The organism is Coleofasciculus sp. G1-WW12-02 (assembly GCF_040219735.1).
Taxonomy (GTDB): domain Bacteria; phylum Cyanobacteriota; class Cyanobacteriia; order Cyanobacteriales; family Coleofasciculaceae; genus Coleofasciculus.
Window position 1 is genome coordinate 96,346 of the sequence record NZ_JAVJRX010000184.1, and the last position, 14,496, is coordinate 110,841.

General features: G+C 45.4%; 7 protein-coding genes. 4 read left to right on the plus strand and 3 right to left on the minus strand.

Annotated elements, in window-relative coordinates; all coding sequences use genetic code 11:
- Nucleotides 1-7 precede the first annotated feature (7 nt).
- Complete coding sequence (locus RID09_RS29000) at nucleotides 8-2,131, minus strand: NAD(P)/FAD-dependent oxidoreductase (RefSeq protein ID WP_446339380.1); 2,124 nt, start codon at nucleotides 2,129-2,131, stop codon at nucleotides 8-10.
- Nucleotides 2,132-2,287: 156 nt separating this feature from the next.
- Here RID09_RS29000 and RID09_RS29005 point away from each other — a divergent pair, with 156 nt between their 5' ends.
- From RID09_RS29005 to RID09_RS29020, 4 genes are all read left to right on the plus strand, one after another.
- On the plus strand, nucleotides 2,288-2,554 hold the full coding sequence (locus RID09_RS29005; RefSeq protein ID WP_446339381.1) for a hypothetical protein: 267 nt from the start codon (nucleotides 2,288-2,290) through the stop codon (nucleotides 2,552-2,554).
- A gap of 437 nt (nucleotides 2,555-2,991) precedes the next feature.
- Nucleotides 2,992-4,968 carry a glycoside hydrolase family 9 protein gene (locus RID09_RS29010; RefSeq protein WP_446339382.1) on the plus strand — a complete coding sequence of 659 codons (1,977 nt, stop codon included), beginning with the start codon at nucleotides 2,992-2,994 and terminating at the stop codon, nucleotides 4,966-4,968.
- A 221-nt stretch (nucleotides 4,969-5,189) separates the two neighbouring features.
- Nucleotides 5,190-6,926 carry a glycoside hydrolase family 9 protein gene (locus RID09_RS29015; RefSeq protein ID WP_446339383.1) on the plus strand — a complete coding sequence of 579 codons (1,737 nt, stop codon included), beginning with the start codon at nucleotides 5,190-5,192 and terminating at the stop codon, nucleotides 6,924-6,926.
- A 357-nt stretch (nucleotides 6,927-7,283) separates the two neighbouring features.
- Nucleotides 7,284-7,433 (plus strand): hypothetical protein, encoded by a 150-nt coding sequence (locus RID09_RS29020; protein WP_446339384.1) that lies wholly within the window; start codon nucleotides 7,284-7,286, stop codon nucleotides 7,431-7,433.
- A gap of 405 nt (nucleotides 7,434-7,838) precedes the next feature.
- Here RID09_RS29020 and RID09_RS29025 read toward each other — a convergent pair whose 3' ends face one another.
- The gene (locus tag RID09_RS29025) at nucleotides 7,839-13,130 is read right to left on the minus strand and encodes a PAS domain S-box protein (protein ID WP_446339385.1); all 5,292 of its coding nucleotides are present in this window, start codon (nucleotides 13,128-13,130) and stop codon (nucleotides 7,839-7,841) included.
- Between the two features lie 391 nt (nucleotides 13,131-13,521).
- Nucleotides 13,522-14,193 carry a TMEM165/GDT1 family protein gene (locus RID09_RS29030; protein WP_446339386.1) on the minus strand — a complete coding sequence of 224 codons (672 nt, stop codon included), beginning with the start codon at nucleotides 14,191-14,193 and terminating at the stop codon, nucleotides 13,522-13,524.
- Nucleotides 14,194-14,496 lie beyond the last annotated feature (303 nt).

Below are 14,496 nucleotides of genomic sequence, written 5' to 3' on the forward strand. Positions count from 1 at the left end.
TGAACCCTCAAGAATCAAAGGCTTTCTTGTGACCAGAATGGGTCACAAGTTCATCCTGATTTGATGCTTCACGCTGCACCCGTTCTGGACGCCCCATACCCGTTGTCATAGCATAATGTTGGGCTAACAGTCGCAACCATAGCGCGGGATAACGATTTTCAATCCACGGTTGTAAGCGACGAATCAGATCAGTGAACCACCCTTTAAGGAATCCACTCACTATAGCATTTCGAGTAAATGTGAAGTAGCTCTTCAGCCAACGTAATAAATCCTTTGCCCCTGCCATGTCCCAAATCCAAAAAATCAGGGCAGGATTACGTCTAGCTGCTTTTAATGCCAGTCGGTTGAAGGTTAACCAATCAAAACGGTCTTTAATAAAGGTATCAGCAACCTCTGGCGGTTCATCAGCTAAAAGCCCAAAGAAAGTATTCAGCATGGCGTTAATTCGTTGGGGAGGCAAATGACGCCCAGTTGGCACCATCATACCTTTGGAAAAGAGCCAGGTGACTGCAATATTGCTTTGATGAGCGCGAATTTGGTTTAAATCTTTGGCACTCAAGAGATTATGCCGCAGGGCGGTATCGAGTAAGTCGGTTAAGCGCTCCAGATTCCGAACCAGGGAACCAAATCCGGTAAACACCAGAGGCGATTGCAGGGAAGCCGCATCCCCAATGGCAACCAGCCGATCAAACGCCACCGTGCGATCGCGACTATCTAGGCTAAAATGTCCGGGAATATAGCCGAATGTGGGTTTCTTCCACTGGAGCTTTTCCACGTCGCAGCGGCGGTATTCAGGTAAAATTGTAAAAAAGTCTTCATACATTTCTAATAAAGAGCCAGGGTTCTCAGGATGCACCTGATGGTAATGGAACAAATAGATTGTCAGTTCCTCCCCTGCTCCCGGAAACAGTTCCCAAATCAACTGCCGTCCCCGGGAGATGTCGCCGTGGCTATTAAGAACGTCTCCATAGTTAGAATCCCACACCCCAGGATCAAACCCACTGGCAATTACTGCACCGACGGTAGGGCAGACGCTATCAAACGCCCTGCCACCATTCAGTTGCCAAGCGATGGGGGAAGCGGTACCCATGGCATCGACTAAAAGCCGTCCTGTGGCTTGTCGGGGGGTTTTGCTGGGCAGATGCTTTAGACTGACGACAACTTCCTCTGGAGTCATCTCCGCCCGGATAAACTCTGTCTCATCCCAGATGTCGCCACCGGCTTTTTGTAACTTTTCTCCACATAGTTGTAACAATTTCTCTGAATTAATTGCCAGATTCAGTACAGTTGGTGTATGTAAGACAGGTGCTTTTAGATGAGGAGGGTTGTTGCCATCAAAGAATTTGTTGAAGCCATCGATATATTCTCTAGCGATCATGGCTTCAAACTCATCGGGGGTAAATAACCCCAAATCGATGAGACTCTCAAACTCAGCCCGGGAAATATTCCACTCTCGGTTCATGCGCCCAAAGGGTAAGCGTTCTACCAGTAGGACTCGATACCCCCGTTGTGCCATCACAGCGGCGTGAATGACTCCTAGGGCGCCACCGATGTAAATCAGGTCATAGGTGGACTTTGATCGGCTGCTTCCTCGAAGCTGTGTCGGTTCCTCGGTTGTCTTAAACACAACTTGTTTAGGCTGTTGTGGATATAGCACTCCTTCGCGCCATCGTTTCTCCCACCAATAGACGCGGTTGAGGTCATACTCCCCTTTGGGCATTTTTTGGAAGAAATGAACCGTCTGGGGATAGTAGGGCGCCAGCGCCTCAAAGATAGACTGTTGGGATAAATCAACCTCTGGGGGTTCAGGATAGTGGTAGGGAAACTTACCGCGTAAATCCGCAGTCAGCTTCTGGAGCAATTGCCGTTCTCCCGCGATCGCGCGATCGCAACCGCGAAAGGCTTTCAAGTACGTGGTTCGCTGCACCGACCAAACAAAAATGGAGATTTCCGGAATCGGAAGCCTTATCGGTGTAGATGAATTGGCTAAAGGCGCAGGTTCAATTTTTACCAGGATACCATCAGGGGTTATAGTTTTCTTCCCCAGCCCAAAGTGCCAGTCCTGCTGCAACCAGGTGCGAACAGTGTCGGTGTCGGGGTTCGGTATTTCTACGTAGAGCAGTTCTTTCATCGGAGTGATCTGATTCGCTGAGGAATTAGGCAAGATAACGGAGGTGAGTTAAAGCAAAATACGCTACACTTCCGGATACTGATTGGTTTAATATTAGTAAAAAAAGTTTACACTCTTCTCATTTTCAGTCAATTAGGGTGCTTTTGTTAACTCGCCATGAATTATCCCATCCCAGTTAGTCCTCAAGAAATGGCGGCTCTCCGTCAAAAACCAGTGAACGAAGAATTAGTGGCAGCGGCAATTGCCGGTGTCATTCAGATTGCTCGTTCTCAGGGACAGTCCCTAGACGAGCTTACCGCCGAAGTGCTTGCAGAAGATAGTGTCTTAGATCAGGCACAACGCCGCTGGCTTAGTGATATTGTCGCCCAAGCCTGGAACATTCTGCCATCCATAGAGGCGGTAGAGAGTATTCCGGTTTCTTGAAGATGTCAAGCGGTGTCAATCATCGCTTGTCGTCAGGTTAGGCGTCAGGTTGCTCCCGCGTCCTAGCCGTCCCCTACAGAGTCTGTGCGTAAGTCCTACCCCAGGCGTCGTTTTACACTATCCGGACGGCTATTCGGGATAAAGGTAGATCCGAATAGTACACCGTTTAGGAAAAATAGTGGTGTGTCTTAGTGAAGGCATAAGGTAGAGATCTGCACTTGTTTAGGGTATCTGCTTTTTCTTATCTTGTTAACGGGTAGGTATTTGAAGCCGCGCCGCCCTAGCTAGTCTAAAGGTTGGCTCAAGGGATTTTTCTTTGTTGAGTGAAATATATCTTGATTAAAGATTTAATAAAAAATTAGCAATTGAGGGAATTATCGGGCAGCTTCAGGAATTAGCTAAGCTAGCATTAGAGTAATCTGGTTAACCCCAACGTTATGTTTAAAGCCCGCACTCTGATTAAATTCCTGATCATTTTTTTGCTGACGGTCTTTATTTTAACATTTAACTGCCTTCACTATTTTATTTTTGGAGTATTCAATATTCTCGGTCAAGACTCTCTAGCCGGAAATCAGTACAATTACGGAGAAGTTTTGCAGAAAGCGGTCTATTTTTATGATGTGCAGCGTTCCGGAAAACTCCCTGCCAATAATCGGGTGGAATGGCGGGGGGATTCAGCATTAACTGATGGTGCGGATAATGGGATTGACCTAACTGGAGGCTGGTATGATGCAGGCGATCATCTAAAATTTGGCTTTCCCATGGCAGCTTCAACCACGCTTCTGGCTTGGGGAGTCATTGAATACGAAGACGCCTATAAACAAAGTGGTCAATATAACGCCATGCTGGATAATTTGCGCTGGGTTAATGACTATTTTATTAAAGCCCATCCTGCGCCAACAGTGTTGTGGGGTCAGGTGGGTAAAGGGAGTTTAGATCATGATTGGTGGGGGGCGGCGGAGGTGATGCCGATGGAGCGTCCTTCCTATAAAATTGATGCCACTTGTTCGGGTTCAGATTTAGCAGGAGAAACCGCCGCCGCGATGGCAGCTTCTGCAATGGTTTTTCAAGAAACCGAGGCGAATTATGCCCAAAGGTTGCTAAAACATGCCCAGGAACTCTATGACTTTGCCGAGCAATATCCGGGCAACTATTCGGATTGTATTACTGAGGCGGCGGAGTATTATAAATCCAGTGGTTATACTGATGAACTGGTTTGGGGCGCTGCATGGCTTTATCGAGCAACCCAAGCGCCAGAGTATTTACAGAAAGCTGAAAGGTATTATGAGCAGTTAAGGGATCAACCCAATGCAACTCTCGCCTATAATTGGACGCATACCTGGGATGATAAATCTTATGGGAGTTATGTATTATTAGCTGAATTAACCGGGAAAAACAAGTATCGACAAGACGCAGAACGTTGGTTAGACTATTGGTGCGATCGCTGTCAGTGGAAACACGTCTCCTATACCCCAGGGGGACTGGCTTGGCTGGATGAATGGGGTTCGTTGAGATATGCGGCAAAAACGGCATTTTTAGCGTTTATTTATGGGGACTCCGTAGACTCGGCTTGGACGCGACGAAAGTATCATGCCTTTGCCGAACGGCAGATTAATTACATGTTAGGGTCTAATCCAGATCAGCGAAGTTATGTAGTCGGATTTGGCAATAACTCACCGAAACAACCCCATCATCGGACAGCACATGGTTCTTGGGCAAATAGTAAAGAAACTCCGGAAGAAACGCGGCATATTTTATATGGAGCCTTAGTTGGTGGACCGGATCAGCAGGATAATTTTATCGATGAACGGTCTAATTTTAAGATGACTGAAGTGGCGACAGATTATAATGCCGGATTTACCGGAGCCGTGGCGAAACTCTATCAGAAGTATGGGGGGAATCCATTAGCAAATTTTCCTCCAACGGAACAACGAGAGAATGAATTTTTTGTTGAGGCGCAAGGGAATCAACTCAGTGATAATTTGATGGAAGTTCAAGCCACCGTTTATAACCAATCCGCCTGGCCCGCCCGGATTATTCCTAATTTATCATTTCGGTATTTTATTGATATTAGTGAGGTAATTGAAGCCGGAGGAAACCCAAAGGATATCAAAGTCAATACCAGTCCAGAATCAGGAATAACGGTATCTGGACTCACGCCTTGGCAAAATTCACCAACGATTTACTATATCCAGGTGGATGTAGACGGAACTCAACTTTATCCTGGGGGAGAAGCGTATTATCAGAAAGATGTCCAGTTTCAGGTAAATACACCAACAGGTATCTGGACTATGAATAATGATTGGTCATACCCAGAGATGGTCGAACAAGCCGGGAATGGCAAGGGCACTCATATTCCGGTTTATAATAGTGGAAAATTAATTTTTGGAATTGAACCGCCAAAGGAGGTATAAAATCAAATATAGGGGCGACTCACTTGTATAGATGAACAACTCCAGAAACAGGGCGGGTTTATATACGTTACCCGTTTTGAAGAGCATGTTATCGGTAAAACCCGCCCCTACAGACCGTCGGGTTAGCCTCTTCTAAAACCCTTGTGTCAGAACGTGTTTTTCAGGAATTAAAGGTGCGTCTACAGATTAAAATCTGTAAATAAATGGGATGGAATGATGCCATGAAAATCGATAGACGTTTTTTCCTCGGTTGGGCAATATCAATGGTTTATGGATTCTGGGCTAAAGGACAAGCGCAATCGGTAAATTTAGATAATCTAACTAAACTGTTGATTAATCAAGTCGGATATTCCCCAACCCGTCCTAAATTAGGCTTTTTACTCAATTCCCCTCATTCTGCCACGAATCCAGTCCAATTAATTAACGTCCGTAATAACCGCCCCGTATTCGAGGTGGAGTTATCAGCATTGATGCAAGATGCAGCCAGTCAGGATAATATCCAACAGGTTGATTTTACCGCATTCAACCGTCCCGGACGCTATTACCTGAAATCTGGAGATATTCAGTCTTATCCCTTTGATATTGGTCAGGATATTTATCAGGATGCCTTCAATACAATGCTGCGTTCCTACTATTTACAACGCTGCGGGGTAGCCATACGAGATTCTATCAATGGGATTGGTCATTCTCCTTGCCATTTAAATGATGGCACCTTTGCTCATACCGATGACATGCATCGGGGGGGTGAAATGAAACGCGCCCAAGGGGGTTGGCATGATGCAGGAGATTTTGGCAAATATGTAGGACCAACGGCGGTAACTGTGGGTCGTTTATTAAGTTTATATGAGCAATATCCATCGTTATTTTCTGACCGTCAATTAATGATTCCTGAAAGTGGCAATGGCAGACCCGATGTGCTGGATGAAATAAAGGTAGGATTGGATTGGATGGTGACCATGCAACGGCGTGATGGTGCGGTTTATCGGAAGCTTTCGGGGAAAGAATGGCCCCCCATGATTCTACCGAATGAAGATATCCAAACTCGCTATATTTATGGGATTTCTACACCAGAAACGGCAAAATTCGCCGCCGCGTTGGCAATGGCGGCGAGAGTGTATTCAGCCTATGATGTGTTATTGGCGAAGAATTATTTGAAAGCGGCGCAAAAAGCTTGGGAATTTTTGCAAAGTGAACCCTCTATGCGGGTGGATTGGGTTGAGGGTGATGATAGTGGTTCGGGGAAATATCTGGCTGGAGAGTGGGATACGGAAGCCTCGTTAACGACGGATAAAGATGATCGTTTTTGGGCGGCGGCGGAATTGTTGATTACGACAGGGGAGGCGAGTTTTGCTGAGTATTTAGAACAAGAGCTTCCTGAGTTGTCTTATACTTTATTTGAATGGAAAGATCCCTCAGCCTTGGGGATGGCAGATTATCTGCTGCAACCGCGTCAGCAAGGTTCAGAGAATCTGAAGGCGCAAATGAAGCAGAATTTATTAGAACGGGCAGATCGTTTGCTGGAGACGGTGAATCGTAGTGGTTATCGCTTGGCAATTGATAAGTTTATCTGGGCGTCGAATAAGATGGTGGCGGAGGAGGGGATTACCTTGTTTTATGCCTATAAACTAACTGGAAATCAAGAGTATTTTCAGGCGGCGGTAGATCAGTTAGATTATTTGTTGGGGCGCAATCATTTTAATCTATCCTTTGTTACGACTGTGGGGTCAAATTCAGTCCGCAATGTCCATCACCGAGTTGCTGTAGCGAAAAAAACGGTGATTCCCGGGTTAATGGTAGGGGGGGCGAATGCAGAAGCCCAGGATGGAATTGCCCCGAAAGGATTGGGTCCGCTAAGTTATTTAGATGATGAGCGATCTTATGCCACGAACGAATATGCGATTGATTATAATGCCTCCGCGATCGCACTGATGGGAATGGTGATGGCGGAAGGTTCATAGTTGCGCTGTTTTCGCGATCGCATCCCGTTAATGAGGATAACAATACCACAATCCCGTAGTGCGCCCTAACCGAAAAAAACTGGGCGGTTAGAAACCGCAGCTACACGAACAAAACCCGCCTGCGCGGGTTAAAATACCCGTGCGATCGCATCCCGTTGACGAGGATAACACTATCACAATCCCTTCACCACCCATAGACCTGCACCCAAGCGCGATCGCACAATCTTTTTCTCAGTATATCAAGGACTAACTTGGGACTAACTTGGGACAAAGTGGTTAACCAGTGGGTTGGGATTGGGATTAAACCTGGGATTCGGGGGTGTTTGATGGAAGAGTAAAGCATTCAACCCGATTGTGATGAACAGGAATCATTCTGAACTTTTGCTAAAAACCTTGGAAGTGAGTACATTTGTCGTGACTCTGTACACCTATTCTGCTTTTGTAGGAATTGCGGCGGCGGGTTTAGCAATTTATTGTTTACTTCAGCAAGCGCGGGAGGAGGGGTAGTATTAGGTTCGTCGTAGGGGAACTTTAGCCTATAATCCAGTTAAATTGATGCATAATTAGGTTTTTAGGAGGGGACTATAGCTTATAAGGTTCCTTACCATTAATAATACAAGGATTGGCAAATCCTTGTAATGTGAGCATCTTGCTCGCTACCCATTCCCAATTTAAATGCGTGACAGCTTAACCTTAGATTTTGTTGGGTTTCCTTACGTCAACCCAACCTACAATGTTTAATCTCAATCAAAGTCCCCCTTTTTAAGGGGGATGCAAGGGGGATAAAAAATGCATCAACGAAGCCATAGCGACTTTTCCAACAACCTCTCAGGCGCGGTTTCATTTTCGCAGTAACCTACCAAGTTAGATGGTGTAGGGTGGAACATTTCATGATTCATAGTTTATCTAAACTTATCCATTGAGTAAGGCATTAATAATCGTTGCTAGTTTCTTCAAATTCACAGGTTTGGTCATATAATAGGATACACCTGCGGCTAAACATTTTTCGCGATCGCCTGACATCGCCAGCGCCGTTATCGCAATAATTGGAATGTTAGCCGTGCGGGGGTTGGCGCGAATCTGTTGCGTGGCGCTTAACCCATCGAGTTCTGGCATCTGAATGTCCATTAAAATCAGATCAGGCTTCCGCCGTTGGCTGAGTTGTACGGCTTCTTTGCCATCTTTTGCTATGATCATTTCATAGCCGATTCCCTGTAAGTAATCGGATAAGGTTTGGGTGTTGGCTTCGTTGTCTTCAGCTAATAAAATTAAGGGAGTCGTTCGCGGCAAATTCGTGTCTTCAATGTCTGATAAGCTACACCCAAACGTCGCCTTTTCCTCTGGGGAACTGATGGGATGATTTGCTGAATGAGAACGCCAAGGAAGTCTCACGGTAAAACAACTTCCTTTTCCGAGTTCACTGTCTACTGTTACCCATCCCCCATGTAATTCCACAATTCGCCGGACTAATGCCAATCCTAACCCGGTTCCCTGATGACGCCGGGATAAACTGCTATCAATTTGGACGAAGGATTGAAAGAGTTTCTCTAGATGTTCTTTAGCAATACCTATTCCGGTATCACTAACACTGATACAGAGAATATCTCCTGGGGATGTAGAGGCGTAGCCGGCTACGTCTCTACATTCCGTATCTTGATGAATTTCTACCGTAACCCGTCCCCCCTCTGGGGTAAATTTCACCGCATTACTTAATAAGTTAATTAAGACTTGCTGTAAGCGTCGTTCATCGCCCAGAATCGTCCCTAATCCTTCGGCAATATTAGCCGTCAACGTAATATTTTTATCCAAAGCGAGGGGTTTAATCAAGCTTAAACTCGCATCACACAGTTGGGTAATACTGACGGATGTCAGGTTTAACTCCAACTTCCCCGATTCAATCTTGGCTAAATCGAGAATATCATTAATTAACTCCAGTAAATGTCTACCACTTTTTTCAATCGTGGCGAGAGATTTGCGCTGCTTGTCGGTAATCTCCCCATAGACTTCTTCTTGTAAGCTTTCAGATAAACCCAGAATCGCATTTAGAGGCGTTCGCAATTCATGACTCATATTTGCCAGAAACTCGTCTTTTAACTGGGTGGCGTGGGCGAGTTCCGCATTTGTTGTCGCCAAGATATCATTATTGTGGCGCAATTGCTCGTATAATTGAGACTGTTTAATCGCGATCGCGAGTTGGGTGGCTAGGGATAGGAGTAACTCAATTTCCCAGGTTTTCCACTCTCGCGGATGGGAACATTGATGCACGATTAGTAATCCCCAGAGGATATCCTGTTGGACAATGGGGACAACCAGTTTTGCCCGGATTGCGTACTCCCCCATGAAGTCTACCATACAGGGTAAAACATCCTCGCGATCGCGATCGGCTAAAGTATACACTTTCCCCTGAACATAATTGTGATAACAGCTTCTGGGAAAGGCTTCCGCCGAAAAAATAATATTCAATAACTGGGGAAATCCTGACGCTACCCCTTCCGCAATCGCCCGTCCCCGATTATCCTCAAAAAGCTGATAGACTAATACTCGGTCAGCCATCAGTAATTGTTGGACTTCTTTAACCGTTGTAGTGAGAATTGTCTCCAAGTCTAGGGATTGACGAATGCGTTGAGACATCGCACTGATTAATCGTTCCCGTTCAACCTGTTGACGCAGAGTTTCTTCAGCCTGTTTGCGCGACGTAATATCTGACGCCGTACCCAAAATCTGTTTCGGTTTCCCCTCAGATGTGCGAGTAAAAATGGTATCCCAACTATATAACCAACGCCATTGACCATTTGCATGGCGCATCCGATACTCACATTCAATAATATCCCCATCTTTCGCCCGATCAAAGCGTTGTTGCTTGAGTGACATTAAAGCTAAATCATCGGGATGCATCAGAGAGGGAAATAATCTAGATTCCATCTGCTGAATTTCTTCTGGGCTATAGCCCAAAATTTGAGCAACGGAACGGTTAATGTAGATATTTCGTTGTTCGACTAGATCATAAATATATAACACATTCGGGTTCGTATCCGCAATCCGTTGGATAAATCGCTGACTTTCTTGCAGCGCCAATTCTGCTTGTTTGCGATCGCTAATATCCCGAAAATAGACGGATAACCCCTCCTCCGAGGGATATACCCGCACTTCAAACCAGATATTATGGGGTGCATACAATTCCTCAAACGCCATCGGTTTTTGTTCCCGCGCCGCTTGGCGATAGACATCTTCAAATTTCGTTCCCATGGCGTCAGGAAATTCATCCCAGATACATCTACCAATCATGTCGGGTACGGGACGATTAATTAAGGGGGCTAAGAGGGAGTTAAAGTGGGTAAACCGCCAATTTTGATCCAGGGCAAAAAAGCCTTCAGTAATACTTTCTAATATATTATTAATCTTGCGATGAGAGTCTTGTAGGGCTAATTCCGTTTGATGGCGTTCATTAATTTCTCGGTGCAGTTGTTCCACCGTCTGTTCTAACGCCGTTGTCCGTTCTTGCACCCGCCGTTCTAGGGCTTCATTCAAGTGTTTCAGCGATTCTTCGGCTTGTTTGCGATCGCTAATATCTCGATAGGCACTTAAAAAGAAAATTTGATTATCTTGGTAAATAATTGAATTCGATACTAACAGGGTTTTCTGTCTGCCTATTTTATCTACAAACGTGGTTTCAATATTTCGCAGTTTGCGTCTGCGATTGGGATTTTTTTGCCATTGCTTCACTTGCTGATAGAGAACCGGATCAGGATAAAGTTGGAGGAGAAAATCATCACAACGATTCGCCTCCTGGCGTGTATATCCGGTAATTTGCTGCATTTGATGATTAAAGATGCGGAATTTTCCCTGACTATTACTCAGGGTAATTCCTTCGCCTACGGTATCAATCACTGTAGACAATTGTCCCGCCATAGATTGAATCGCTTGTTCGGCTTTTTTTCGTTCCGTGATATCCGTAACCGTGGTTACCCGCAAACAGCGTTCCCCTTGCTGCATGATTGGTCCAGTGGTAACCTGAATATCAATTAATTTACCATCATGACGCCGTACCTGCCATTCCCCGGAATGGTTAGGGTTAAGGAATTCGGTTAAGGGGCGTCCTAATAAATAATCATACGGATAGGCAAATAGTTGGCAAAAGGCAGGATTCACCCGAACCAGTTGCCATTGTTCATCGGTAATACATAAGCCTACTGGGGCAGATTCATAAAATAACTCTAACAGTTTTTCACTGGTTTGGGCTTTTTCCTGCGCCTGAACCCGATGGGAAATATCCAGCCAGGCACCAATTATTTCTTGGGGGATTCCTTGTTCATTGCGAATCAATTTCCAATCATCTTGTAGCCAAATATACTCTCCATTCTTATGCTTAAATCTATATTCTTGAATCGAATAGCCTTGCTGAAAAAGTTGAGCAAATCCGGTGAGGGCGGTGGGTAAGTCTTGGGGATGAATATGATTTAACCAAAAATCGGCTTGTTCCAAGATTTCCGCTGGTGTATAGCCAATCAGAGCAGTAATATTATCACTAATAAATGTGGTTGGATAGGGAGGAATAAACTGGCGACTATAAATTGCTGTGGGACTCGCGGAGAGTAAATAATGCAGTCGTTCTTGAGTCGCCTTTGCCAATTTTTCTGCCTTTTGTCGTTCAGCGAGTTCCGTTTGCAATTGGGCAAAAGCATTCGCTTGTTGAATCGCGATCGCGATTTGAATGCTGAGTTGTTCTAATAAGTCCAATTCCTCGGGTTGCCATTGATGGGGGGCGGCACAGTGATGGGCGACTAATAAGCCCCAGAGTTGTTCGTTAATAATAATGGGTACGGTGAGAATAGCTTTGACTTGAAACTGTTCGAGTAATTCTAAATGGCAGGGATTTAACCCTTGATGATAGATATTATTTGCCACCTGACGCCGCCCATTCAGATAGTCAGCCCCCTTGGTTTCTTGGAAGTAACTATCGCGAATTTGTGAGCCGATAACTGGGGGAAAATCACCCACCGATTCAGCGACAATCTCCCCACTCCAATCCTCAGTGAACTGATAAACCAAGACGCGATCGCAATGGAGTAATTGCCGCACTTCCTGAACCGTGGCTTGGAAGATATCCGGCAGTTTCAGGAAGCAGCGAATCCGTTGGGCAATGGAACGTAAAATATGTTCCCGTTCTGCCTGTTTTTGTAACTGTTCAGTGCGGGATTGGACTAATTCTTCTAGCTGGGTATTGCGACTTTCTAATAAGTCAATTTTTTCCGCTTCTAACTGACCGATGACTTGCTGTAATTGGTCAATCACGCCATACATTTCCATCGGATCAAGAACTTGCAGCAACCGAGTTTGGGTGACAATTCCCAACAATTCCCCCTCGTCACCCGTGACGACCAATCGCCGTACATAGCGACGCTGCATTTCCTGATTGGCGTGCCAAAGATTATCTGTGGAACGCAGGCAAAATAGGGGTTGACTCATGACATCATTTGCCTTTAATCCACTCAGATTGACACCCAATACCTGAAACTGGACAATATCCCGTTCCGTGACAATTCCTACAGGTTTTTGTTGATTTTTTCCCGAAATCTCTTGACAAATGACCACACAACTGACTCGATGTCGTGCCATCAACTGTGCCAGTTTGAGAACTGAGGTATCGACGGTTGCTTGAATTACGGTAGTATTCATCACCTCATCTACCGTTCGTAGTTTGAGCAGATGAGATGGTTCAATGACTGAACGCAGGGTGGAAAGCGTAATTAAACCTAGCAACTGTTCGTGATCATCCACCACAGGTAGATGACGAATCTGGTATTGTTTGAGAATACCCAGGACACTGAAAACATCTCGAAACTCGCTCGACTTGAGGCGATAATCTGGGGGACTCATTACCTGGCGAATACTCACCCCCGCCAAATTTCGCCCTTGTGCAGTTAAGCGCACCACATCCCGTTCAGTAAAGATACCCATAAGCTGTGATCCTTGGATGACTAACACACAGCTAGTGGAGAGAAACAGTAAGGGATTCTCAGAGGGTTCTGGCGTCTGATCTTTATCCTGGGAACAGGAACATCCCTGCACCTGACTCATTCGCGCCAAAACCTCAACCACAGGGGTATCCAGCGTCACTGTAACCGGCTGGCGATCGAGGATATCGTTCAGTTGGGGAGAGTGGAAGCACCAAGGTTGGTTAGGGAGATGAGGAGCGGATGCCATAGGGATGCTAAACTAATAAGCTATGAGTGATTAAGTCATAAAGTCGAATGGAAGGTCGCATTAGTGACCGTTTTGGGATAAAGGTGTACTATTCCTTTTTCAGCATACTGTTTTGATTACTGTTCGTAGTTGCGATGCGAGCGCCATAAGCCAGTCAACTACCGCACACCAACCCTTAGGGGTATGGTGTGGGCTTGAAAAAGCCTGTTGACCAGACGGCTAGTTTATATATTGGACTTTGGACAAATAGGATTTTTAGACTGCATATAGCGTAAGCTTTCTCTCATTTTTGCCCTAGATGTAGTATCTGCAAGCATTTTGTCCAAAGTCCAGTAGAGGTAGAAAGCCGCTTTTGAGATGGTGATCGCTAAAACGATTATGGGATAAGGCTTTAGCCTTGCTGTAGTATATCTACACTGGGGAGACTTCCTTCTAAGATTGCTACTGCGCCGAAAATCAAAAATAACACTCCCCCTAACGCCGTCACCCAACGTTCAGAAATTCGTCCTGCAATTAATCGTCCACCGATTACCGCAATCGCCGTGCAAATCCCATGACCTAAAATTGCCCCTAAAGTAACGCCAATCGGTTGATAGGAGGCGGCTAAGGCGATGGTGCTAATTTGGGTGCGATCGCCCCACTCCGCCAGAAAGGTCATGGTAAAGGCTTGCAGTACAATAGCGAGATTGGCAGAACGTGACTTATCTTTTGCTGAACGTGCGATCGCGCCATCCGGATTCTGCTTGGCGACTTCCATCGCCGCTTCCTTTGCCCCTGTATTTTCAGCTTGAGCTGGCATTTGACTGGCATCATACAACAGCTTAAAGCCAAATCCTAAAAATAAAGCAATTTCCCCATAATGAATATAATATTGAGGGAGCAACGACACCACCTGTCCCAATAACACGGATAGTAATGTCATCGCGGCTAACGCCCCTAGGACTCCTAAAAAGACCAGCCGCCGCGAATGGCGCATGGACAAGATTACGCCGATAAAAAACGTCTTATCTCCTAACTCAGAAATCGTAATCAGTAATAATCCGGCGGTAAATGCGGCTAACATTCTCTCAAGCTCCTTAACTAATATACCGCTGATAGAGCTTGATGAGAAAAGGCAGACCTCACCAAGCTCACATCAACTTGTGAACTTAGTGAAAGTCTCGCTACCAAGGGACTAGAAAAAAGTGCAGATCGTGATTCTGGAGATTTAACTGACATGACACTTCAGTCCCTTGTCACCTGAACCAGGCTCATCGCCAGTATGTTGATTCAGGTGTCCTGGTAATATTATGACCAGGAGCTACTCCCTTTCATTATTTTTAAAGATAGCATAATTTATTTTTTTTATCGAGTATTCTCAGAGATT